This is a genomic window from Vibrio sp. 10N.222.49.C9 (assembly GCF_041474985.1).
Taxonomy (GTDB): Bacteria; Pseudomonadota; Gammaproteobacteria; order Enterobacterales; family Vibrionaceae; genus Vibrio; species Vibrio crassostreae_C.
The window spans coordinates 3,085-27,112 of sequence record NZ_JBFRVD010000021.1 but is presented as its reverse complement, the minus strand read 5'-3'; the positions used below and the strand labels follow the sequence as shown (position 1 = coordinate 27,112).

Genomic DNA, 24,028 nt, shown 5'->3' with positions numbered 1-24,028 from the left:
ATAAACCAAAATAACAAATTTCGCTTTACACAAGGAATCTCTGATGCAATTTACTTACGTTAACCCTACTATTATCCATTTCGGTCAAGGCCAAATCAACGCTATCAGCCAAGCTGTTGATACTTCGAAGAAAGTACTGGTCATCTATGGTGGCGGTTCAATCAAGAGCAACGGTGTATACGACCAAGTTGTAGAAGCTTTAAAAGATCACTCTTGGATTGAGTTCTCTGGCGTTGAAGCAAACCCTACCAAAGAGACGCTAGACAAAGCAGTCGCTCTTGTTAAAGAAGAAAACGTAGAATTCATTATCGCTGTTGGCGGTGGTTCAGTAATCGACGGCTCTAAGTACGTTGCTGCAGCGGCTAAATATGACGGCGACGGTTGGGACATCCTAACGGGCAAACACCAAGTAACTGAAGCGACGCCAATCGGTGCGGTACTGACACTTCCTGCGACAGGTTCTGAATCTAACATGGGTGCGGTAATCACGCGTAAAGCGACTCAAGAGAAGCTTGCTTTCCTTAACCCTGCAGTACAGCCTAAGTTTGCGGTTATGGACCCAGATGTAATGAAGTCTCTACCTGAGCGCCAATTGATCAACGGTTTAGTTGATGCGTGGGTACACGTGTGTGAGCAATACATCACGATGCCAACAGACGCGATGGTTCAAGACGGTTACGCGGAAACACTGCTTAAGAACCTACTTGTACTGGGTAAGCAATACGACGAGCGTGACAACGACGCATGGCGTGCAAACCTAATGTGGACAGCAAACCAAGCGCTTAACGGCCTAATTGGTACGGGTGTTCCTCAAGATTGGGCAACTCACATGATTGGCCACGAATTCACAGCACTATGGCACGTAGACCACGCACGTTCGCTTGCGATTGTTCAACCTTCACTACTTCGTAACCAAATCGAAGCAAAACGTGGCAAGCTAGAGCAAATGGGTCGTAACGTATTTGGCCTAGAAGCGGGTGCTGATTTAGCAGAACGCACAATCGCTGCAATCGAAGCGTTCTACCACAGCCTAGACGTAGCAACCATGTTTGACGGCTACGAAACAAACAAAGCAACGGCGATTGACAATGTTGTCGCTCAACTTGAATCACACGGCTACCTACAACTTGGTGAGAATCAAGCAATCACGCCAGAGAAAACACGTGAGATTCTAGAGTCTGCGATTCACTAAGAATCGGGAAAATAGAGAGAAAGTAAAGATAGTGGTCATACAACGATGAATTTTCACATCTGACTGAACCCATTACTTTTTTCTTTCGTACAACAGAAGCAGTGTTCATTTTGAGCGCTGCTTTTTAATTTGCCCTACAAGATGCTATTAAATTCTCATAAGTCCTTAATTTTATGTGCAATCATATTTCTATATTGTTAAGGTAAACCTGTCTCTTTACTAGGTATGAACAACGATTTGAACAATCTCAAGGAAATGGTTAAGTTTAAGTCACTTAACAAGTGGTATGGTGATTTTCATGCCCTAAAGGGTATCGATTTAAATATTGAACAAGGAGAGATAGTGGTGATTTGCGGGCCGTCTGGTTCGGGTAAATCAACCTTGATCCGTTGTATCAATCAGCTAGAACCTTTCGAAAGTGGCGAACTTTCCGTGCTAGAACAAGTACTCCCGAGTAAGTTCAACACACCGGGCCAAGTCGGAATGGTGTTTCAGCACTTTCATTTATTCCCCCATCTTACCGTGCTTGAGAACCTTACTCTTTCTCCAATTTGTACGCTTAAAAAAAGCAAACAAGAAGCCGAAAAGATAGCAATGCACTATCTCGAGCGTGTGCACATTGCAGAACAAGCCAACAAATACCCAGTGCAACTTTCTGGCGGCCAGCAACAACGTGTGGCTATCGCCCGTTCTCTGTGTATGAAGCCGGAATTACTCTTGTTCGATGAACCCACTTCAGCGCTTGATCCGGAGATGATCAACGAAGTACTCGATGTGATGGTTGAACTGGCGAGCGAAGGCATCACCATGGTGTGTGTCACCCACGAAATGGGCTTTGCAAAACAAGTGGCCGACCGCGTTATCTTCATGGATGAAGGACAAATTGTGGAATCGAATACCCCACAAGCGCTCTTTGAAAACCCTCAACATGAACGTACTCAAGCGTTCCTAAATCAGATCCTGACTTATTGATGTTGATTCGAATTATTAAACCCGCCCTATCCGCTTTGGTACAGATTGTTGTACTGGTGGCTGCTGTTGTTTGGATTCTCGATTCTGGTGCACAAACCATGGGATACAGCTGGCAATGGGAGCGCGTGCCAGACTATATTGCTTTCTATGAAGATGGCGAATGGTGGCCTGCTGAATTAGTTGAAGGGCTACTGGTTACCATCAATATTTCTCTGATTTCTTTGGTCGCGACGCTGATTATTGGTTTAACGACAGCGCTATTGAGAAACTCAAATTCTGTGGTTGGACGTACCCTAGCCACCAGCTATGTTGAGTTGATTCGTAATACGCCGTTATTAGTACAAATTTATTTGCTCTATTTTGTATTTGGCCCCGTATTAGGGCTGGATCGCTTTAGCACTGCCGTTTTAGCCTTGGCACTTTTCCAAGGTGCTTACACCGCCGAGATATTCCGTGCCGGTTTAAATGGTATTGCGAGAGGACAATTTGAAGCAGCTCAATCCTTGGGATTATCAAAGACCTATACTTACTGGGATGTGATTCTTCCTCAGGTGGTGCAACGCACCTTGCCACCTTTGACCAATGAAGTGATCTCTCTAATTAAAAACTCTTCGATTGTGAGTGTCATGGCTATTTTCGACCTGACAACCGAAGCCAGAAACATTGTTTCTGAAACCGCGATGCCATTCGAGATTTGGTTCTCTGTGGCGATCATTTATCTTGCTCTTACACTTTCACTTTCTGCCGTTGCTGCTTGGCTTGAGCATAAGCTCGGAGCTAACTGGCGAACACAATAAGGATTTATCAGCATGAAGCTATTTAAAACCGCGATTACAGCCCTACTTGCGCTTGCCGTAAGTTTGCCTGCACTTGCTTCTGAAACGCCTAACCTCGATAAAATCAACGAACGTGGCTCACTGCGCGTTGGTATGTCGACATTTGTTCCTTGGGCGATGCGTAACAAACAAGGCGATCTCGTTGGCTTTGAAATCGACGTGGCGAAACGCCTTGCCGAAGATTCAGGTTGGAAAGTCGAATTTGTACCTACGGCATGGGACGGCATTATCCCTTCTCTATTATCGAAGAAGTTTGATGTGATCATCGGCGGTATGTCTATTACTGAAGCGCGAGCTAAAAGCGTACTGTTCACTGAACCTTACTCGCACTCTGGTGTTCAACTGGCTGCTAATAAAGAGCTAGCGGAAGGTTTTACTCAGATCTCTGATTTTGATTCTCGTCGCGTGAAAATTGCTGCTCGTCGTGGTGCGTTCACAGTTCAAGTGGCTCGTGAAACCTTCCCTAAAGCAAAAGTTCTACAGTTCGATGACGATGCTCAAGCATTCCAAGAAGTGTTAAACGGCAACGCGCACGCGGTTATCGCGTCTAGCCCGAAACCAGAACACGAAGCGATCAAAAACGCAGACACGCTATTTATTCCATTTGAAGAGCGTCTATCCAAAGGTAATGAAGCATTTGCAGTTCGCCTAGGTGAAACTGACAAGGCAGAATTCTTCAACGAGTGGATCAAAGCACGTACTGAAGACGGTTGGTTGAAAGAGCGCTACGAGTACTGGTTCTCAACTCTAGATTGGCAAGACCAGATTGCTCAAGGTCAGTAATCAGAACTGTTGCTAGTGAATCAAGGCAGTGCATTGTTTGCGCTGCCTTGTTTAAAACAACGAGATAGCTATAACCTCATAGCCACCTCTCACAACACATCAATTATTATCGTTTAAACAGGAATGACGTGAGTAGTACTAGCGCATTAACAACACCTAAGCCCAACGTTCATATGAAGCCTTGGTATCAACGCCTTAACCTTTTAGATGGCGTGTTACTCGCTGTCATTTGTGTGTTTACAGGCTGGCTTTATTATCGTTCCGCTGTTGGTATTAACTACCAGTGGCGCTGGGAAGATGCGTTTACCCTGATTTTCATTCCGCCTTCTCAAGGCAATACCCCTTACTTTTTCCAAGGCTTGATCGCGACACTACGCTTGAGTGTTTGGAGCATGGTGTTAGCTCTCTCTTTTGGCACATTACTTGGCGTTGCAAGGCACTCTAAAATTGCTTTCTTTCGTACCCCTGCACTGATTTTTATCCAGCTGGTTCGAAATATTCCACCACTGGTTTTTGTCTTCATATTCTATTTCTTCGTTTCTAACCAACTGATTCCATTACTTGGTTTAGAAAGTATCTTACGTGAACACAACGGCGAGATTAACGCTGTTCAAGCCTTTCTGTTTGGTCCTGCTAACCTTTGGGAAAACTTGGCGTCTGGTGTTATCTGTATTGGTTTGCTCTCTTCGGCTTACATCGCAGAAGTGATTCGAGCTGGCTTAGAAAGTATTCCTAAAGGGCAATGGGAAGCGGCCGATTCACTCGGCTTATCGGCGTTGTCTAAGTATCGATTTGTGGTTGGCCCGCAAGTATTAACGGCCATCACACCGCCTTTAGCAGGTCAGGCAATTTCTCTAGTAAAAGATACCTCGATTGTATCCCTGATTTCGATTCAAGAGATGACATTTGTTGGCACTGAAATGGCGAACTCTTCCGGTTTGATCTTCGAGATCTGGCTGATTGTTGGTGCGGTTTACTTCGCGTTATGTTTCACCCTTTCACGTATTTTCAAAGTCATTGAACAACGCTCGAGTGTTTACCTTAACCGCTAGTGTCATTGTTTATTTAGACGTGTATTCAAGCGTCTGTTAGATGTCAACATAGCCACCTAAGTCATAATATTCATCCACTTACCCTGATTGGTTTAACTCATTGACCAATCAGGATTAATTGCTTGAAAACTCTCTACTGAAACACAGCAAACCCATCATTTAGTCACTATACTTGAAGTATCAAATTCCATTGGATCTTCTCAAGGACTTCACTCAGCATGGACAATCATAAAGAAAGAGCTTTTTACGCCGTTGTTGGCGCATTGGTTGGAGACGCTGCTTCAATGGGGCTGCACTGGCTATATGACCAAGAGAGGATCTTGCACGTGGCGGGTTTTGAACCAGAATTTCGCTCACCAAACCAGTTCGATTATCAAGACAAAGGCTACTTCGCCCACCAAGGTAAAACCGCTGGCGACCAATCACAATACGGTGCTCAGTTATTGGCGATGGTCGATAGCCTAGCCGATAATCAACACTACGACGAAGCGAGTTACATTAAGCACTTCCGTTTCTGGTTTGATTTTGGTGGCAGTTGGCAAGGTTACATTGATAAAGCGACTCGTATGAGCTTGCTGAACATCCATCAATTAGAATTGGCAAATGCCCCGATTACAGCCTGTGGCGCGGATGATACACAGCTCCCCGCAGTCTCAAAGATCATTCCTTTAGTGGCGTGTACTTACACCTCTCACACCTTACCGGCAATGGTAGAGAGTGCGGTACGAGTGACCAACAACAACGACAAAGCCGTGGAATGGGCACAAGCCATCACCCTACTGATTCAAGCGGCAATTCAAGGCAACTCGCCACTGCAATCGGTAGAAATGGTGCGACAAACCTGTAGCAAGTTCATACACGATCAAATCGACGAAGCACTGGCTGATCCTGAGCTTTCGATTACAGATGCCGCGAAGAAGTTTGGATTGCATTGCGAATTGAGCGCTGCGTTCCCCTTGCTGATTCGCATCATTGCAGGTGCTCAGAGTTATCAACAAGGCATTCGAGACAATATCTTATGTGGCGGTGACAGCTGCGGGCGTGCGATTGTAATTGGCGCGGTATTAGCGGCGTGTTTCTACGAAGAAGATGGCGAAATTCCAACCGAATGGCTAAAACAAGTCGAACTCAATGGTGGCGTGCTGTCTTTGCCTATTGAGTGATTTCCACAACAACGAACTAGAGCCTGACATAAGACAAGCACACTTCTAGGTCGGATGTCGTTCCTATAAAGTTGGAACACACTGCGATAACTCATTCTTCAGCCAAACAACAAACGGGCTTTCTGGCTCTTCATGGTTGCTATCTTGCGTGAGCAATATGTACTGGTGACCAGAAGGTACGAAGCCAAACGGCGCGATCAAGTTACCTCTTTCAAGATCGTCGGCGACAAGTGGATAAGACCCAAGTGCTATGCCTAACCCATCGACAGCCGCCTGAAAGCAAAAGTAGAAGTGTGCAAATGTTTGGTTCGCTCGAGCTTTTGACCACTCTCCACCATTAACTTTATCTATAGTGATAGCACCCCAATGACTCCAAGCACCAGGCCGTGTACTGCTGTGCAGTAATTTCACATCATCTAAGTTATCTTTTACCTGCTGCCAATAACCCGGGGAACACACAGGGCCTACCCACTCTTCAACTAGTGGTATCTGTTCGTAACGCTCGGTTAATTTAAAGTCATCTCGGCGAATCGCCATATCGAGCCCTGTCGCATTCAAGTTCACAGGCCCACCAGCAGTCGACAATCGAACATCAATTCCGGATTCGTTATAGAAATCACCGAGTCGAGGCATTAACCAACGCATGGTCAATGTGGGTTCGCATGAAACTTCCAACGCTTGATGATTCAGCTGATTAAGCTTATGGACTCCAGTCTCCAAGGCTTGGAACGCTTGCTCTGTGTAACCTTTGAGTAATTCCCCTTCTTTGGTGAGACACACATTCCTGCCCTGTTTGTAGAACAAAACTTGGGATAAGTGATTTTCCAATACCTTGATCTGCTTACTCACCGCGCCATGTGTGATATTGAGTTTATCCGCCGCTTCACTGTAACTACTCGAATGCGCTGCTACGTGGAAAATATGAAATGCTTTCAAATGTCTCATGTGTGATTTTTTCTCACAGATAGGTGGAATTCATTTCGATTATAGGCAGCAATAAAAAACCATACAATGCTGGCTCATCAAATATAAAGAGTTGGAGTCATTATGGAGTGGTTAAGCCTAGCAGTATTGGGACTATTGATTGTTATTAGTCCAGGCGCTGATTTCGTTTTAGTTTTGAAAAACAGTGTCAATCAAGGAAGACAAGCAGGGATTTGGACTGCAATCGGTGTGAGTTTAGCGATTTGTGTTCACATCAGTTATTCAATGCTTGGGATCAGTTACTTAATCTCACAGAATGAGCAGCTGTTTGACATGATTAGATACGCAGGTGCAACCTACCTTATTTATCTAGGGCTAAAAGGTATCTTGAGTGCGGACAACAAGCTTGCACCTATCGAAGATGCAAAGCACCAGTGTTTGGCGCTATTTAGCCCAAGGCTTCTTATGTAACGTGCTCAACCCAAAAACCATGTTGTTCTTTTTGAGCATCTTCAGCCAAGTCATCTCACCTGATGCAGAAAACCAGCATGTCGCGCTCGGCTATGGGCTTTACATGATCGTTCTTCACGGTTTATGGTTTGGCGTTGTCGCTATGCTGTTTACTTCGAATACATTGCAAAAGCATCTATTGAGAGCAAAGAAAAGGCTTAATCAAGCATGTGGATTTGGCTTAGTGACGTTCGGAGCACTGTTGGCGATTAAATCGTAAACAAGCGAGTCACAAATAGAGAGCGATTCAAACGACTGAATCGCATCTAACTGGGTCTTGGTAAAACTCTAAACAAGATTCATCGGTCTAATATCGGCACTATCAGGGAAGATAGCGTTGAGTTGTTTCACTTCTATCGATAAATGTCGGTTGAGCACACCCTTGATAACCGAACGCATATCAGTCGTTGGACTAAGGTCTCGGCCTTCATATAGCTGGCTTTGGCTCAAGCCCGGCCAATTGGTAATAACCTTACCACCCGCTCCTTTCAACGATGGCAGCGCACCACCCGCAACAAACATGACGTTGCCAGTGCCGTGGTCGGTGCCTTTGGTGCCGTTTTCTTTTGCTGTTCGACCAAATTCACTGGCCGCGATGATCACTGTCTTCTGCCAACGATCACCTAGTGAAGCTTTGAGAGCCGCTAACCCAACATCCAAAGTTTTAAGCTGATTACTCAACCGTCCATTTACGTTGCCTTGATTGGCGTGAGTGTCCCACCCACCGAGTTCTAACGCTGCGATGTTTGGTCCGTTATCAGCCGACAATATGTCGCCTGTTTTACCCATCAATGATTTAAACTGTTTGCCGACACCTTGGTCGCCCACCAGTTGATCTATCTTCATGACACTTTCAAAGTTTGAAGACAGCATTTGGTCACTTTGAAACAACTCTTCCAGCAGTTCCGTTTGTTTATCACGTGTTTTTAAGCGGTTTGGGTACCAACTTGCAACGGTCGATTCGCCCTGCATGATGAGTGGTAAGCCCGAATCAATCGCTATTCCATCGTATTTTTCTGAGCTCAACGTGAGTAAACGGTTAATCCACCCTACGGTGTTAAACGGGTCGGAAGTGCCATTCTCCAATATCTTCTGTCCATCAAAATGTGAGCGCTCGCGATAAGCGGTTGAACAAGCGTGTACAAAGCTGAGTTCGTTACTCTCATACCATTGATGGCATTGCTTTAGGGATGGGTGAAGCCCAAAGAAATCATCCAACTTCACTAGCTGTTCAGGTTTTAATCCGATGTTGGGTCTCAAATTAGAGTAATCCGGATCGGCATGCGGCACTACAACATTTAAACCATCCATCGCGCCACGCAGTGATACCCAAATGAAGATATTGTCTGAACCTGTTTTGGCAAAGCTTGGAAATGGCAGCATCGCACTGACGCCAACAGCCGCCGCAATACCCATGAACTGGCGGCGGTTAATACTATGTGGCGCTTTATTCTGAGAACAATCTGACTTTTTCATACCCACTCCTAACGATATTGAAACTGCGGACTTAGCCACAACAGGGAAAGTTGCATTGCAGCGCTGTCGGCTTTGTTCAATACAATTTGGGTGTGTTCATCAATAGCATCGCCATATAAACCCGCGATCACTTTATCCACTACCGCTTTCGGCTTAACTCCTGACGCTTTAGCCGATTTTATTGCAGCAGACGCAAGCCTATTCGCAACTTGCATACGTTGAGTCAACGCCGAAGGGCTATTGTAGTCTCTGTCTTGATCCGACCAGCCTGCAGGTGAACCCGGTTTAAAAGGAGGCTGCCCTAAATTGTTGAGTGCATTGAATGCCTGTTTCTCGTTTAAAGAAATATCGGCACTACGAAGAACGGCAAACAGCCACTCCTTCGGCGGTCTAAAACGATTAGGGTTAGGTTTACTCGCCTCAGCGCTGTTCAATAACAAGCGATAGATAGGCAGTAAATCTCCCTCGCCTTTCAGATATTCAGCAACCATTTGCTCTGAGAGTTCTTTAGATATGTCGCCAATGAAATGCTGGCAAAGCTTATCAACCAAGTGCGCAGCAGTGTCTTTGTGGGTCGCTAAGGTTTTTAAACACGACTCTCCTTGCGAGACCCCGGATTGAGAATAGGACTTTCCAAGCAGTGTGATACTTCCTGGCTCATGCAGATTATTAGCGAATCGAAAACCAGCATCAGGAGATTTGAATTTAATGCCCCAGCCTGAAATGCCTTTTGCTAAAGCAATAACATCTTGCTGAGTATAAGAACCGTCAACGCCAAGAGTGTGGAGTTCTAAGATCTCACGAGCGAGGTTCTCATTGAGCCCCTTATTACGGCGCTTTCCGACTTTTGAATTGGGACCAATCGAGAGTTGATTATCGAGATACAGAAGCATCGCAGGATGTTTAGAAGAAGCCATCAGCATCTCGCCAAAGTTACCATTCCAATGCTGGCGAACCACATCGTTTTCAATGCTGGCGGCCAAGGGCATCAGTTTTCGATTATCGACCGAGATGGCGAAGTGATTGCTCCAAAACTGAATGATGCGCTCTTGAAAACCATAAGGAGTTTCAACACTTTGTAGGTGGCGAGCTTGAGCTTGTTGTCGATACTGCGTTCGAAGAAAAGACTGCGCTTCTTTCTTCGTGGCTTGCATCTGTTGTTCGTCACCCTTGGCCTTCATTCGTTGTACACGATTCTCTCCTACTTTAATCAGAGTAGATTCAGTACTCGGTAAGTCTTGTATAGCTTGGTGAACGAATGGCTTTTTATCCAACTGTTCTACAGGAGAATAATAGGTTGTTTGACCTAGTTTTGGCCCAAAGCCAAACCTTTGTTCACCCACGATTTTTGAAGTCGGGTAATAATTCATTGCACACTCCCTTACGCTCGATCTTTTCTAAGTGTAATCGCTTAGTCATCAAGCATAGGGAGCTTTACAAGGTTTTACGTTAGATAAGTGTCAGGTGCCTATCAAGTTACCGACACGGTGTGATCATTTTGAATGAGTGTCTATTCACGCCACATATAGACAAACTGATCGTTTTGCGAGGTGATTTCGAAGCCAAACCTTAAATACAACTCCCCAACTCGATTACCTTGTAAATAACACAACTCCACAGGCTTATTGAGTTTGGCTGCTTGAGCTAAGCAATCCGTTAAAACTTGGCTGCCAATACCTTTGCCATGATATTCAGGCAGTAGAAAGAATCGGCAAAAATAGAAGTGCTCGCCTTTGTCTTGCAACAACACACTACCAATCGCTTTACCTTGATATTCAATGATTTCAGGGCGTTCTTCTGCCCACTCTTCGGCGTGTATATCTCGTTGAATTTGTTCATCCCAGCCAAATACGGCCTTGATTGGTTCAAACTCAGCGGCCTTCTTAAGCTCGAACAGAAATTCATAATCTGATGACTGAGCAGGTCTTGTTGAATACTTCAAAATACCTCCAACAATAATTGGCTATGGCTTCATTTTCGTTTAAACCGGGACATAGTAACCCCGATCAAACCAAAAGATGCCACGCTTAAATGTTCATTTTGGTTCTAGTTGGTAACGTAAGACTTCGTGTTTATCTTGCTCTGAATAAAAGGTACTCAGGAATTGTCCACCGCACTTCTCAATGACCTTTTGCGAAGCTATATTGCCCCTCTCACACGTAATAATAGCGCTTTCGGACAATACGTACCGTTGAACCCAAGACAACATATGACTTGCGATACCCCGCCCTCTCGCTTGTGGCAAAGTCTCGTAGCCGATATGTCCGATGACATCGTGAATGTACGGACTGGTGCCATGACGAACTCTTATCACTCCAAGAATACGTCCAGACTCGAAACAAAAATAAGTAGAAGCAGGCGTCCACCCTTCTGGCAAACCCCCACCTTTTGAATAAGCAATTCGTCTTTCTAAATAGGCATCACTGCCATCAGAAATGCCCGTGTAAATATCTAACCCATCTTCAACACAGGCGTTCACATAGTGATGAAAGGCAGTTGAATGCGAAAGAGCAGCTTTAACCATGTCCATATGATGTTAATTCTCCGCCGGTTTTACGCTATTTAGTTCAGTAGCAACTCGCAATTTTGACCGATTATCGACTATTGCTTCTTAACGTACTTCGCCGTAACCAACATTTCACCGCCACCATCCAACTTGCAATCTAGCTGGTGATCTTTGCCTTCGTTGATGCGTCGAATCACGGCTTTAGTGCCGATTTTCAGTACGCTAGAACTGCCTTTAATTTTTAGATCTTTAATGAAGGTAACTTTATCGCCACTTTCCAATACAACGCCATTTACGTCCTTAACACGCGCGGCTTCTCTTTCTAAACGCTCTTCTTCTGGATTCCACTCATAGGCACACTCAGGGCAGATTAGGTTGTTTTGGTCTGGGTAGACATATTCAGATTGGCATTGCGGACAAGGAGGTAAGGACATACGTTAATACTTCATTTAAATAGAATTTGTTCCATTTTAATGGCTCTTGTCAGGCTTAGCGAGCATAAATCTAACAAGTTTTACGGAGAGCTAATTGTCTTCAAAAAAGAGCAGCACCTAAAACGAACAAACACAGCCGCTAAGCTGTGTTTGTTTAAAGGTTTGAAAAGCGGAACGGCTTAACGTTCGACTTTTGGTGAGTAAATCGAGTAAGCGGTAATTTGCCCTGCCACGATTGCCGAGAACATGAATAACGCCGATAAACCAATACTCGGGATAGGCAAAATCGATTGTTCAAACACCGACTGGCTGGCACTCACTAATACTCGGCTACCCGGAACCAAGATGATGATCCCTTGCACGATATAAATAGAACCCGTGAGCTCCATCTTCTTGGCAATCCAAGTTCCGTACAAAGTAATAAGAACCGTCGTCACCCAAGTGCCGACAACCCAACCACTATCAAAACCTAGATAGAATGGGCCCCACATACCGAGAACGGCAACTGGCAAACCAAGTAAGATGTCTTTAGGGCGAGCATTGAACATCACACCGATAGACACAGAGATCAGCACCAAGCCAGATATGTGCATCCACATCGGTACCGCGTTGGTATAGTCGATGGAGACCGCTTGTCCCCATATCGCTTCACCGATGTTGAGCCCCATGATAATCCCGACAAACAGCTTAATCAGGGTTAAGGCGCTCTGCCCTAGCAAGCTGGTACCAGAAACCAAGTCATTAAACGCCAAACATTCTAATGCGTTAGCTATGGATAACCCGGGGACAAACAAGACAATCGAGGCGATACACAACGCCCACACCGGAATCGGCAACCCTGTGCTCGCCAGAAACGCCACGAAGATACCGGTTAGCAGTGCCGAGATGAACTCAACCGCGATAGCACGACGTGAATGAAGAACTTGCTGACATACCCACACCATCAAACCCAATAACGCAGAAAAGCCCACCGCTTCCAACGTACTGCCCACCAGCATCAAATAAGCAGGCGGAATACCCATATTGGCAAGTGCAGTCACAAATTTTGAGTAACCGACAGGTTCTGGTACAGGCTCACTGCTTGGCTGGTTAATACGAATGATCGTATTGGCCAACAAACTCAGGTTAATTGACGCAGGCTTTAGACGCTTAAGAATAACGGCGTTGTTATCGTCTGGAAATTGATAGTTAATCGCAGTTGGCGTTGCTTGGATCATCACATCCACACCATGCTTTTTTGCATAGAATTGAGTGTATTTCTCTAGCTTGTAAGGAGCACAGCCACTGCGGTGAAGAGTGTCACCAATTTCAACAATTTTGTTAATTCGGAACTGAGAAGGCATGGGAATTTTAGGGGAGACAAAATGTGCGGCAAATGTACCAAACGATAGACGGAATGACGAGACTTTTGCGTGAATTATCAACTGAACTCGTTACTTTTTTCTGCAAAGGCTTATAAGTGCCTATAACTCTAGTCATTTGGGATTAGTTTACTGAATATTTTGACAAATTAATAAGTTAAATTTATGCATTCAGATTGTTATTAACGAAATCCAAAACACGAATAAAAACCAGGTTTATGTTAACACTCCAAATTCCTTAATTTTCATGAGATTTATGACTGCCAAGCACCATTAAAACAGGTTTATAAATTAATGTAGATTTATCGCAAAAAGCAGCATGACATTTACTATTATTTCTCACCTTCCTTTTACGAGATTTTAGTCACATTTTATTCACTCTGAAAACGCCGAACATGATGGAAAAACTAGCGGAGTGGTGGTTATGCGAGCACTTAGAATAAAAATGAAAGAAAAAGGTTTCGTTTTCAGTTAGATGTGGCATTATCAAACTCGTTAAGACGATGTGCGTGCATCGTATAATGGCTATTACCTCAGCCTTCCAAGCTGATGATGCGGGTTCGATTCCCGCTGCACGCTCCAGTCTTCTTGATACCTCAGTCTTACTCTTAAGACAGTGTGCGTGCATCGTATAATGGCTATTACCTCAGCCTTCCAAGCTGATGATGCGGGTTCGATTCCCGCTGCACGCTCCAACTTCTCCTTATGCTCCATGACGTGCTTTATTCCAGCGACACGCTATTCAAAAACTTTCTCCGTTAGTTAAATCCATAGTCATTAAATCTATACTGATTAAACTTATTTTGTTTAAGCTTAGATTGACCAACCAAAGCTATTAACTCCTTAATTCGCTTCGTATTTCTGACACCTATCCAAATCACACATTGCAGTTCAGCTTTTAATGATTTTCAAAATTGTTCCAATTTAATAATCTTGGTCAATATCTGCAAAAATCATTGTGTTAATGTGCGCGCATTAGCAACAACCCATAAATAATAAAAAATGTTTAAAAGCAATGAGTTAACAATTAGCATCGAAGCAATTAATGTCGCGCTAGCAAAAGTTGAAAATGCCAATAAAATTCAGCTAGATACATTGAAAGGTTATGTGAACAGCGAGCCTGAACAGGCTGTACTGGCTTTTCGATCGCTGAATGAAGCAGAGTCAATCGATGACAAGTTTAAAAAGATCATGGCAGAGCTACCGCATCTGAGCGGCGAAGCACACCATCTGCTTGAAACTTCTATCTTGCTACAGTGACTATAAATAAAGATAAGCCTCAGCGAATCCCTCACAGCAAAGCGCTTTAGGTATAAGTTAAGACTTATCTTTAATTTTCTAGCCCTCATTGAATTTCTAATTCAACAAAGCGCTATTGATTAACGTCTAAAGCGTTAACGACTTCACCATACCCGCTTCAGCGTGACCAGGGATATTGCACGCGAACTCTACGTTATTATCACCATGGAAATGCCACAGCAATTGCTTCGCTTTACCCGGCTTAACTGTAACTGTGCTACCCGAGTCATGGGCGTGATTACCCGTGTTTTTCATCATTTCACGGTGCTCTAGCTGCTCTGAAGCAGAACCAATCGAGAATTCGTGATCAATCTTGCCCGTATTCATCACAACAAACTGCACCACGTCGTTCGGCTCAATATCAACCTTGTTCTTAAATGTGATTTTCATATCGTCACTTAGCAGAACATGAACCACTTTATCCGGCTTTGCGCCTGTCGCAGGCATACCCACTTCAGACATGCCTTCCATATTCATCATCGAATGGTCCATCTTTCCATCCTTCATCATGCTGTGATCCATTTTTGAATGGTCCATCTCTCCACTCTTCATCATCGAGTGATCCATGTTTGAATGGTCGATACTTGAATGATCAACAGTTGAATGGTCCATTTCAGCAAAAGCCGTTGCAGTAGTTAACGTCAGTGCAATCGCAATAAGTGTCTTTTTCATGATCGTTCCTTAGATTAATTCAGTTATTTATTTGTTAGTTTCACATGTTCATGTGGTACGCCCTTACTCACTCTGTTTTTAGTCAGTAAGGGCTAATAATCAATACGTTATTTGTTTGTCTCGTTTTGGCTATGCATAATCTCACGCTGTTTCCAGAGCTTAAAGATTGCAGGCAACACCAGTAGAGTAAGCAATAGTGCAGACGCCATTCCGCCTATCATCGGCGCAGCAATTCGCTGCATCACTTCAGAGCCCGTACCTTCGCCATACATAATTGGAATGAGGCCAATGATCACAGTGAGAACCGTCATCATTACTGGACGCACACGAAGCCCTGCCCCTTCACGAATGGCATCAGTGAGATCGGTTTGTTGGAGTGTTTGCTGGCTCTGTTCGGCATCAAGCTTTTTGAAGTGCCACGCTTGGTTGAGATACACCAACATGATCACACCTATCTCGACCGCAACGCCCGCTAGCGCGATGAAGCCAACACCAACCGCAATGGAGAAGTTATAATTGAGGACATGCATCAGCCATAGGCCACCAACCATTGCGAGTGGCAATGTCAGCATGATCATCATCACCTCACCGACACGGCGGAAGCTCAGATACAACAGCAACATGATGATGGCGATGGTGATAGGTACAACGACACTCAGGCGATCTTTCGCGCGCTCCATGTATTCGTATTGACCAGACCACGCCAATGAATAACCAGCAGGTAAGACGATTTGATCTGTAACGACTGTTTGCGCCTCTGCAACATAAGAACCAAGGTCGCGACCTTCGATGTCAACGAACACCCAACCATTAGGACGCGCGTTCTCCGTCTTAATCATTGGTGGTCCATCTTCATAGCGAATATCTGCAACATCAGACAAAGCAATTCGCGCTCCATTTGGTGTCACTAACGGCAGGTTCTGCAACTTAACGACAGAATCACGATAGCTTTGTGGGTAACGGACATTGATTGGGTAACGCTCTAGCCCCTCAACGGTTTCGCCCACGTTCATGCCACCAACCGCAGTCGAAATAACCTGTTGCACTTCTTTAATGCTCAAGCCATATCGCGCAGCAGAACGACGTTTGATGTCTATCGTCACATAACGACCACCCGCAACACGCTCAGCGTAGACAGAAGCCGTACCACTCACGCTATTGAGGATGGGTTCAAGTTGAGAGCCAATATCCTCAATCACGCTCAGATCTGGGCCTGCGATTTTGATACCAATTGGCGTTTTAATACCGGTCGCTAACATGTCGATACGAGTTTTGATTGGCATAACCCACGCATTGGTTAAACCTGGGAACTGAATCAGATCATCGAACTCTTTGCGTAGTGACTCCGTAGTGACACCGTCACGCCACTCATCTCGCGGTTTAAGCTGAATCACGGTTTCAATCATGGTTAACGGTGCAGGATCGGTTGCTGTCTCTGCTCGACCAATTTTGCCCCACGTGGTTTCGACTTCTGGAATGGTTTTGATGAGCTTGTTGGTCTGTTGCAACAACTCACGAGCCTTACCTATTGAGATGCCCGGATACGTGGTTGGCATGTACATCAAATCCCCTTCATCCAAAGGAGGAATGAACTCACTACCAAGCTTACTGGTTGGGTAATAAGCAGACGCCATTAAGCCAAGTGCGATAACAATCATCATCTTGGGATACTTGAGGCTGAGGTTCAGAAGCGGTTTATACATCGCCACTAGGCTTCGGTTTACTGGGTTTTTGTGTTCAGGTAACACGTTGCCGCGAATGAAGTAACCCATTAGCACAGGAACAAGCGTGATAGCCAAACCGGCTGCAGCGGCCATTGCATACGTCTTGGTAAATGCAAGTGGCGAGAACATCTTGCCCTCTTGCCCTTCTAGCGCGAACACAGGCACAAAACTCAAGGTAATGATAATCAGAGAGAAGAACAGCGGTGCGCCAACTTCTTCTGCTGCCTTACCAATCACCTGCCAACGGTTTTTGTCAGTGAGCGGAGTCCGTTCAATGTGTTTATGAACGTTCTCGATCATCACGATGGCACCATCCACCATGGCGCCAATCGCAATCGCTATACCGCCAAGAGACATGATATTGGCGTTAATACCCTGCCAATGCATCACAATGAATGCACCCAAGATACCAACAGGCAGGCTTAGTGCGATAACCAGTGATGAGCGGATATGGAACAAGAACAGCGCACACACCACGGCGACCACGATGAACTCTTCAGCCAGCTTCTTCCAAAGGTTTTCAACGGCTGAATCAATCAAAGTCGAACGGTCATAAGTCGCGACAATCTCAACACCATCAGGCAAGCCAGCTTGCAGTTCAGCGAGTTTGGATTTAACCGAGTCGATCACTTCACTGGCATTTTCACCAAAGCGCATCACGATAACGCCGCCAACCGCCTCGCCCTCACCATTGAGTTCCGAGATACCACGACGCATTTGTGGGCCAAGGTTAATGTCAGCAATGTCACCTAATAGCAGCGGAGTACCTTTGTCTGTCACTTTTAACGGCAAAGATTGAATGTCTTCGATGCTTGTAAGGTAACCCGTGGTACGAACCATGTGTTCGGCTTCGGCAATCTCAACAACAGACGCTCCTGTTTCTTGATTACCATCTTGGATTGCCTTGTTGACTTGCTGAAGCGTCAGGTCATATGCACGTAACTTGGCAGGATCAATCTGTACTTGGTACTGCTTCACCATGCCGCCAACGGTCGCAACTTCAGACACGCCTTCTACAGTTTGCAATTCATACTTCAAGAACCAATCTTGCAAACTACGAAGTTCCGCTAAGTCATGCTGACCGGTTTTATCTTGCAACACGTAGCTGTAAACCCAGCCCACACCGGTTGCATCTGGCCCTAGTGTTGGCTTGGCACTCGATGGCAAGTTAGGTGCAACTTGGCTTAAGTACTCCAACACTCGTGAACGCGCCCAGTACATATCGGTATCGTCATTGAAGATGATATAGACATAGGAATCACCAAAGAACGAGTAGCCACGAACTGTTTCAGCACCCGGTACAGCTAACATGGCGGTGGTCAATGGATAGGTAACCTGATCCTCGACCACTTGTGGGGCTTGCCCCGGATAACTGGTTTTGATGATCACCTGAACATCTGACAAATCAGGAATGGCATCGACAGGTGTATTTTTAACGCTGTATAAGCCGCCAAATACGATGGCTACAGTAGCAACCAACACTAAGAAGCGGTTGCTAATAGACCAGCGAATGATTGCATTGATCATAGTTCGCCCTCACCCGTGCTATTCGTCGGTTCGAGAGATTTGAGCACATAATCAGAACCTTGCTTCGCCACTAGAAACCGAATGGTTTGACCCTCGGCAAACTCAGATAAATCAAGGTCATCACTGGCTTGGAAATTCATTTCACCCGCTTTCCAATTCCACTCAGGGACTGGCTGATGTTTTACAGTGATCATGCCAAAATCTGCCATCAACATGGTAATGTCACCCGTTACCCAAACTTCGCCGGCGATCTTGTGTTTGTTGACCTTGTAATCAACAACCTCGTATTGCCCTGACTCTGTCTTTCTCATCTCAAAGTCAATTGCCTTACCACGTTGCACGTCACTCATGTCCAAGCCTTCCACAAAGGTGAAATTCATCACCATGCCCGGCCAATCCCATTCTGGAACAGGCTGATGGTTAATCGTCACCATACGGCTGCCTTGCATAACATCGGAAATTTCACCGTTTGCCCATACGGTTTCAGCTTGTTCCTCAACACCATTGATGCGTGACAGATCAGCAGATTGGCTCGATTCAGAATCCAACATGAAGTGCGCAGAAGTGACAATGTTTTCACCTTGCTCTAGCCCTTGAAGCACCTCTATTTTTTCGCCAGCTTCACGACCAACCTCAATACGAGCAGAGCGATACTTGCCAGAACCTTTTGACATCACCACTCGAGTCATACCACCGGAGTGAATCACCGAAGATCTTGGGATAGTAAGAACGGCTTCATCACTGATGGGTTTCAGCGCAATATTTGCAAACATATTTGGCTTAAGCTCGCCATGGGGATTGGAGAACTTCAAACGAACGCGCAAGGTTCGAGTTTTTGGGTCAAGGATTGGGTACACGTAATCGACATTACCCAACCACTCTTTGCCAGGAATGGCATCTAGCGTCATCACCGCATTGCTGCCTGACGAGATCCAGTGCGCTTGACGCTCAAACACCTCAGCATCAACCCATACTTCGCCTAATGGACCAGCACTGATCACCGCTTGTGCAGGTGAAAGGTAACCACCTTCTCGGATATTCAGACTTGCGATGACACCATCGGCTGGCGCTTTGACTTCAATGGTTTGCGAGGCTTTGCCTTTGCGCGTAATAGCGCGGATTTGAGTCTTATCAACACCCAAGGTAATTAAGCGTTCAGTCGAGCCCTTGATCAAACCTTTACGACCCGTTTTATAAGCACTGATCAACTCTTCTTGTGCTTTAACAAGCTCTGGAGAATAGAGTGTGAAAAGCACATCACCTTTGTTTACCTTCTCACCCACTGCGTTGATGTAGAGCTTCTCAACCCAACCAGCTGCTCTTACGTTGGTTTGCCACAATGTACTTTCATCGAACGCCACATAACCCACGGTTTCAATCCGAGGAGATAGCGCTTCGAACTTAACTTTCGCTGTTTTGACACCCAGATTATTTTCTACCGACGAATCAATGAACACGGTACCGGGCTCATCTTTAACACCACTTGAGTCATCCGCGTAAACAGGGATTAAATCCATCCCCATAGGTGACTGACCCGGCTTGTCTCGCTGATAATTTGGGTCCATCGGAGCCACCCAATACAGAGGTTCATCCTTGGCCTGTTTACTTACATCTGCGCCTGTACTCGTTGCCATTGCTGACATGTCATGTGCTGGATTAATTAGAAAATGGTTCACACCAAAACCCAATGCACCACCGACCAATAAAGCGATTGTTGCTACTTTTACTGTACTCATTGTCTATTCCCTTATTGATTGGCTGTGTGTTTAGTTGCGCTTGAGTTGAGTTGTGGTTGGTTTACTTGGTATTCAAAGCCACTGACTAACGCCGCCAGTTTGCTGTTAACGATGTTGAGATCGGTGATCAAACGTTGTTGCTCTAACTTAAGCGCCAGCTCATCGGTCGTTGCTAAAATGACATCGTTAAACTGAGCGGTATTGTTTTGATAGCCCCTCTCAACCGCGCTGATTCGTGCTGCAGTTTGAGGAAGCAAGGACGTTTGATAGCGATCTAATCGCTGGATCAAATTTGATCTGTCCACCAGCAATGCATTCACTTGTGCGTTCATTTGGGAAAGTAAGGTGTCTTTTTGAGATTTGGCCGCACCAACTTGATACTGAGCAGCCGATAAGTTTTTATCTTGTCGATTCCCCGTAAACAGCGGGATGTCGACTGTCAGATAAGCACTCACCAGATCAGAAGCAGGTTCACCCGCCATGTTATTGGCTTGACGGTGTGCATACATCACTTCCACCCCAAATTGCGGGGTATAAGCTTGCTCGGCTAACTCAACCTGAGTTTGATTGGAGGAAATACTGACATCGGAGATCTTAACCAAAGGATGGTCAGTCAGTAGCTGATAGTGCTTGGTTGAATCGATATTGGTCGCTAATTTGCTTTCCAACAACGACCAATCGATTTGGTTAGTTGCATTCAGTGTGCCCTGAGAATCAAGAACCTGAGAACCTAGCCAATCAGAACCCAACCATTCAGAAAGCTGAGAGATTAGACGACGCTGAACCTGCTGGTTTGCCTGAAGTTTCTCATCAAGCTTGCTCACTTGGAGCTGAGCATTAAGCAGATCTTGCGCTTCACTTTTACCAATCGAGTAATTGGTTTGTACATAGTTTTCAAGCTCAACCAACAAACGACGATTTTGACGAATCACCGACTCAGCTTTTTGTTGATAACCTAACTCAAGCCAAAGCTGCGTCATGCTATTCGCAACCGTCAATTCTCTTGCTTGCACCTGCAAAGCTAAAGCATCTGCCTGTTGGCCTGCCTTTTTCTGTTGAAGGTTAAGCGTATCGCCACGCTCAAACTGCTGAATCAACCCTACCGATATATTGGTCATCGGGTCTTCATCGAATTGAAAGCTATCGACAGGCAAACCGCCAAATCCAACTTTCAATTTCGGGTCCATTAAGGTCGAGCTGGCAATGCCCGTTTCTCGCATCGCTTGAGACTGAGCAAAGTACTGTTTGCGATTTCCATCTTCGCTTAAAGCAATCTCAATCAGTGTATTGAGTTGCTGCGTCGAGCTTGCTTGGTCATGTGCTGAAATGTGTTGAGCATTTGAAGCTGACGCCGTGGTAGCCGCGAGCGTAGCACTTGAAAACAAGGCCATAGGCAAGGCAGCAGCAACCACTAAGCTCGTGTTCATGACAAACACAGAGGTTGTTGGTTTCATATTCACAATGAATGTCCATATCTAGCGCTAATTAGCGCATAAAAAAGAATGGCTTATCAGATTTATCTAACTGATAGAGCTGTATTTTTAGATATAGATTTATGCGGAAGGTGGGCGTAGCAAAGATTGAGCGCGTGCGACTTTCTGGCCAATCGTGACCGATTGAAAACGAGCTAATGAAAAGGAAAGTTGATCAACGGCTTGAACAGCCTGAATTGGATAGGGACTTGCAGAACACATTGAGGCACAGCAATCGGCACTCGAACAATGGTTACCCATCATCGGACTGCCGTCTTCGCTCATTGAAGACATATCGAATTGAGCCATCAAAGCATGGGCACTCATGTTAGAGTCTTCAGCGTGTACTTCTTCACTCATCACATGACACCCTGCCATTGAATCATTAACCGAAGTATCGCTGTGGTAACAAGTCGACTTGCTCGACCCCATTTCCATCATCATTACTTCAGTCATCAAGGCTGAGGAGCTTGAGGCATAGCTAGACATCAACATCGCAATGATGCTGAAAACAATAATCCAAGTTTTTCGGAATGTGTTTGTCATAGCTTACCTTTGAATTTACAACGCAACTATAAACGTTCCCCTTAGGGTAAGGTCAATCCCATTGTGCCGATATTTATCTGACCGTTGAAAAAGTATTCATCCTCTCTTTCATCAAAATGAGATAATTCTTCGACTTTGCAGTTTTTTCTTTAAAAATTATCCAATTAGCTAGCGAAACCTCTATCTGTGTATTTTACTTAAGACAGTGCAACCACGATTCACGGATGATAAAAATGGCTAACAAAAAAAACGTCAAAGCAAACAAGAAAAATACAGAAATCAAAAATAAGAAAAGTAACGAGCTAGAACAAAAGAAACCAACACAAAAAAAGAAGCGCAGACTGCATTCACATCTAAAAGTGAATATCCCACTTTTTCAGTCACTCATGATGATTTTGCCATCATTGGCTAAACACGCTGCTGCAGAAAGTATAGACAATTCCAGCGACGCTGCAGATCAAGTAACCGCAAATAACGTGGCCGAAAAAGATGTCACCGATGACCATAGAAAGGCGGACTCATCAGCGGTTGCTCTCCAAGAAGCTCAGACGAGTGACAGCGACGTAAACTCCACCTTAAGTGCAAGTCATGCCGCCCATGGTTCGAGCTCTCACTTGGTTCCTTCTCATCATTTATCGACGCTTTCTCACCCGCAAGTCCATTACATTCCTTCGGTATCGATGCCGACTATCTCCTCAGGAAGTAACGGTCAGCCGACTCATTCGAATGCGCCTACGACGCCCGCTTTACCCGTCACCTTTATGCCAGAAGTCATAAAAGGTACGTACGGAGAGCTTCATGTTGATGCAAATGGTCAATACACATTCGTATTGAATCCAAATTCTCCTCAATACATCCTGTTAAATCAGCACCAACCAGGTACTGACCATTTTGCGTTACACCTATCTAATGGCTCGAGCATCATTGTCCAGATACCAGTAACAGGTAAGCAAGACACGCCAAGTATTTCTGGAGACTTAACAGGTGTCGTAACAGAAGATCACAATATTGATTCACAAGGCTTGTTACATGCCAACGGCAAAATCGATGTCATAGACCCTGACCAAAATGAAAGTTCGGTTACACCGGAAGTTATCTCAGGTAAATATGGTTCATTAACTATCGATGCTGATGGACATTGGCAGTATCAAGTTGATAACTCGCTCTCTAATGTTCAAGCTTTAACCGCAGCCACTTCATTGCACGAAAGTTTCACAATTCACACCAAAGATGGCACACCGCAAACGATCGATATGACGATTGGCGGAAACGACGACAATGCCGTAATTACGGGTGTGGATGCTGGCACGTTAACTGAAGATTTAACGACACAAGTTCAAGGGCAGCTTTCGGTAACAGATTCAGATCTTGGAGAAGATCATTTCCAGGCATCACAAGTAACTAGCAATTTCGGTACGCTAAGCATCACCAAAGACGGTGCGTGGACATACAGTTTAGACAACAATAACCCAGTAGTTCAAAGACTTGGCCAAGGTTCAACTGCGACAGACATCGTCACTGTTCACTCAGCTGATGGCACGCCACATCAAATCACCATTACCGTCAACGGCACTAACGATACTGCAGTGATTGCAGGCACTAACTCAGGTGCGGTAACTGAAGAGTCGCAACTGAAAACGTCTGGGACTCTGACTATTACAGATACCGATAAAGGCGAAGATCACTTCTCGAATACCGATATCGCAGGTCAATTAGGCACCCTACATCTTAAAGATAACGGTAATTGGACCTACGATTTAGATAACAAAAACACGGCAGTTCAAGCACTAGCGCAAGGTAAAACGGCGACGGACACTATCACCGTTCACTCTGCCGATGGCAC

General features: G+C 45.1%; 20 protein-coding genes, 2 tRNA genes and 1 pseudogene. 11 read left to right on the top strand and 12 right to left on the bottom strand.

Features of this window, described 5'->3' with window-relative positions:
* Positions 1–43: 43 nt before the first annotated feature.
* From AB4585_RS09235 to AB4585_RS09210, 6 genes are all read left to right on the top strand, one after another.
* A complete protein-coding gene (locus AB4585_RS09235; protein ID WP_372154453.1) occupies positions 44–1,192 on the top strand; it encodes an iron-containing alcohol dehydrogenase in 1,149 nt (382 codons plus the stop codon).
* A gap of 225 nt (positions 1,193–1,417) precedes the next feature.
* Entirely contained in the window at positions 1,418–2,164 is a 747-nt protein-coding gene (locus AB4585_RS09230) for an amino acid ABC transporter ATP-binding protein (protein WP_372169637.1), read from the top strand.
* Positions 2,164–2,961: an amino acid ABC transporter permease gene (locus AB4585_RS09225; protein WP_009845515.1), complete on the top strand. Its 798-nt coding sequence runs from the start codon at positions 2,164–2,166 to the stop codon at positions 2,959–2,961. The genes AB4585_RS09230 and AB4585_RS09225 overlap by 1 nt, the downstream gene beginning before the upstream one ends.
* A 12-nt stretch (positions 2,962–2,973) precedes the next feature.
* On the top strand, positions 2,974–3,783 hold the full coding sequence (locus AB4585_RS09220) for a transporter substrate-binding domain-containing protein (protein ID WP_017093706.1): 810 nt from the start codon (positions 2,974–2,976) through the stop codon (positions 3,781–3,783).
* A gap of 128 nt (positions 3,784–3,911) precedes the next feature.
* The gene (locus tag AB4585_RS09215; protein WP_372169635.1) at positions 3,912–4,835 is read left to right on the top strand and encodes an amino acid ABC transporter permease; all 924 of its coding nucleotides are present in this window, start codon (positions 3,912–3,914) and stop codon (positions 4,833–4,835) included.
* A 218-nt stretch (positions 4,836–5,053) separates the two neighbouring features.
* On the top strand, positions 5,054–5,998 hold the full coding sequence (locus AB4585_RS09210) for an ADP-ribosylglycohydrolase family protein (protein ID WP_372154451.1): 945 nt from the start codon (positions 5,054–5,056) through the stop codon (positions 5,996–5,998).
* 63 nt (positions 5,999–6,061) lie between these two features.
* Here the strand turns inward: AB4585_RS09210 and AB4585_RS09205 are convergent, their stop codons facing one another.
* Positions 6,062–6,943 (bottom strand): LysR substrate-binding domain-containing protein, encoded by an 882-nt coding sequence (locus tag AB4585_RS09205; RefSeq protein ID WP_017062668.1) that lies wholly within the window; start codon positions 6,941–6,943, stop codon positions 6,062–6,064.
* 102 nt (positions 6,944–7,045) lie between these two features.
* On the opposite strand from AB4585_RS09205, the pseudogene AB4585_RS09200 reads away from it, so the two are divergent.
* A pseudogene (locus tag AB4585_RS09200) lies at positions 7,046–7,652 on the top strand (LysE family translocator).
* A 68-nt stretch (positions 7,653–7,720) separates the two neighbouring features.
* On the opposite strand, the gene AB4585_RS09195 reads toward AB4585_RS09200, so the two are convergent.
* From AB4585_RS09195 to AB4585_RS09170, 6 genes are all read right to left on the bottom strand, one after another.
* Positions 7,721–8,908, bottom strand: coding sequence for a DUF1501 domain-containing protein (locus AB4585_RS09195; protein ID WP_102333476.1), 1,188 nt, complete (start codon positions 8,906–8,908; stop codon positions 7,721–7,723).
* A gap of 8 nt (positions 8,909–8,916) precedes the next feature.
* Entirely contained in the window at positions 8,917–10,278 is a 1,362-nt protein-coding gene (locus AB4585_RS09190; RefSeq protein WP_017081500.1) for a DUF1800 family protein, read from the bottom strand.
* Positions 10,279–10,418: 140 nt separating this feature from the next.
* Positions 10,419–10,850 (bottom strand): GNAT family N-acetyltransferase, encoded by a 432-nt coding sequence (locus AB4585_RS09185; protein ID WP_017081499.1) that lies wholly within the window; start codon positions 10,848–10,850, stop codon positions 10,419–10,421.
* 93 nt (positions 10,851–10,943) lie between these two features.
* Positions 10,944–11,438, bottom strand: a complete 495-nt coding sequence (locus AB4585_RS09180; RefSeq protein ID WP_017081498.1) for a GNAT family N-acetyltransferase — start codon at positions 11,436–11,438, stop codon at positions 10,944–10,946.
* Between the two features lie 71 nt (positions 11,439–11,509).
* Positions 11,510–11,848: a zinc ribbon domain-containing protein YjdM gene (locus AB4585_RS09175; protein ID WP_004731484.1), complete on the bottom strand. Its 339-nt coding sequence runs from the start codon at positions 11,846–11,848 to the stop codon at positions 11,510–11,512.
* A 179-nt stretch (positions 11,849–12,027) separates the two neighbouring features.
* Entirely contained in the window at positions 12,028–13,191 is a 1,164-nt protein-coding gene (locus AB4585_RS09170; RefSeq protein ID WP_004731486.1) for a threonine/serine exporter family protein, read from the bottom strand.
* A 525-nt stretch (positions 13,192–13,716) separates the two neighbouring features.
* Here AB4585_RS09170 and AB4585_RS09165 point away from each other — a divergent pair.
* The 3 genes from AB4585_RS09165 to AB4585_RS09155 all read left to right on the top strand — a co-directional run bounded on the left by AB4585_RS09165 (position 13,717) and on the right by AB4585_RS09155 (position 14,469).
* A tRNA-Gly gene (locus AB4585_RS09165) sits at positions 13,717–13,791 on the top strand.
* Between the two features lie 38 nt (positions 13,792–13,829).
* Positions 13,830–13,904: transfer RNA gene (locus AB4585_RS09160), tRNA-Gly, on the top strand.
* A 307-nt stretch (positions 13,905–14,211) separates the two neighbouring features.
* Entirely contained in the window at positions 14,212–14,469 is a 258-nt protein-coding gene (locus tag AB4585_RS09155; RefSeq protein ID WP_065583933.1) for a hypothetical protein, read from the top strand.
* A 126-nt stretch (positions 14,470–14,595) separates the two neighbouring features.
* On the opposite strand, the gene AB4585_RS09150 is transcribed toward AB4585_RS09155, so the two are convergent.
* From AB4585_RS09150 to AB4585_RS09130, 5 genes are all read right to left on the bottom strand, one after another.
* Complete coding sequence (locus AB4585_RS09150) at positions 14,596–15,180, bottom strand: cupredoxin family protein (protein ID WP_372169632.1); 585 nt, start codon at positions 15,178–15,180, stop codon at positions 14,596–14,598.
* A 107-nt stretch (positions 15,181–15,287) separates the two neighbouring features.
* Positions 15,288–18,431, bottom strand: coding sequence for an efflux RND transporter permease subunit (locus tag AB4585_RS09145; RefSeq protein WP_372169630.1), 3,144 nt, complete (start codon positions 18,429–18,431; stop codon positions 15,288–15,290).
* On the bottom strand, positions 18,428–20,167 hold the full coding sequence (locus AB4585_RS09140; RefSeq protein ID WP_372169628.1) for an efflux RND transporter periplasmic adaptor subunit: 1,740 nt from the start codon (positions 20,165–20,167) through the stop codon (positions 18,428–18,430). Before AB4585_RS09140 ends, AB4585_RS09145 begins: the two co-directional genes overlap by 4 nt.
* 11 nt (positions 20,168–20,178) lie before the next feature.
* The gene (locus AB4585_RS09135; protein WP_102537775.1) at positions 20,179–21,621 is read right to left on the bottom strand and encodes a TolC family protein; all 1,443 of its coding nucleotides are present in this window, start codon (positions 21,619–21,621) and stop codon (positions 20,179–20,181) included.
* 99 nt (positions 21,622–21,720) lie between these two features.
* On the bottom strand, positions 21,721–22,185 hold the full coding sequence (locus tag AB4585_RS09130; RefSeq protein ID WP_372169625.1) for a hypothetical protein: 465 nt from the start codon (positions 22,183–22,185) through the stop codon (positions 21,721–21,723).
* A 233-nt stretch (positions 22,186–22,418) separates the two neighbouring features.
* Between AB4585_RS09130 and AB4585_RS09125 the strand changes: the two genes are divergently transcribed.
* Positions 22,419–24,028: VCBS domain-containing protein (locus tag AB4585_RS09125; RefSeq protein ID WP_372169623.1), on the top strand; the 1,610-nt coding region annotated here is incomplete at its 3' end.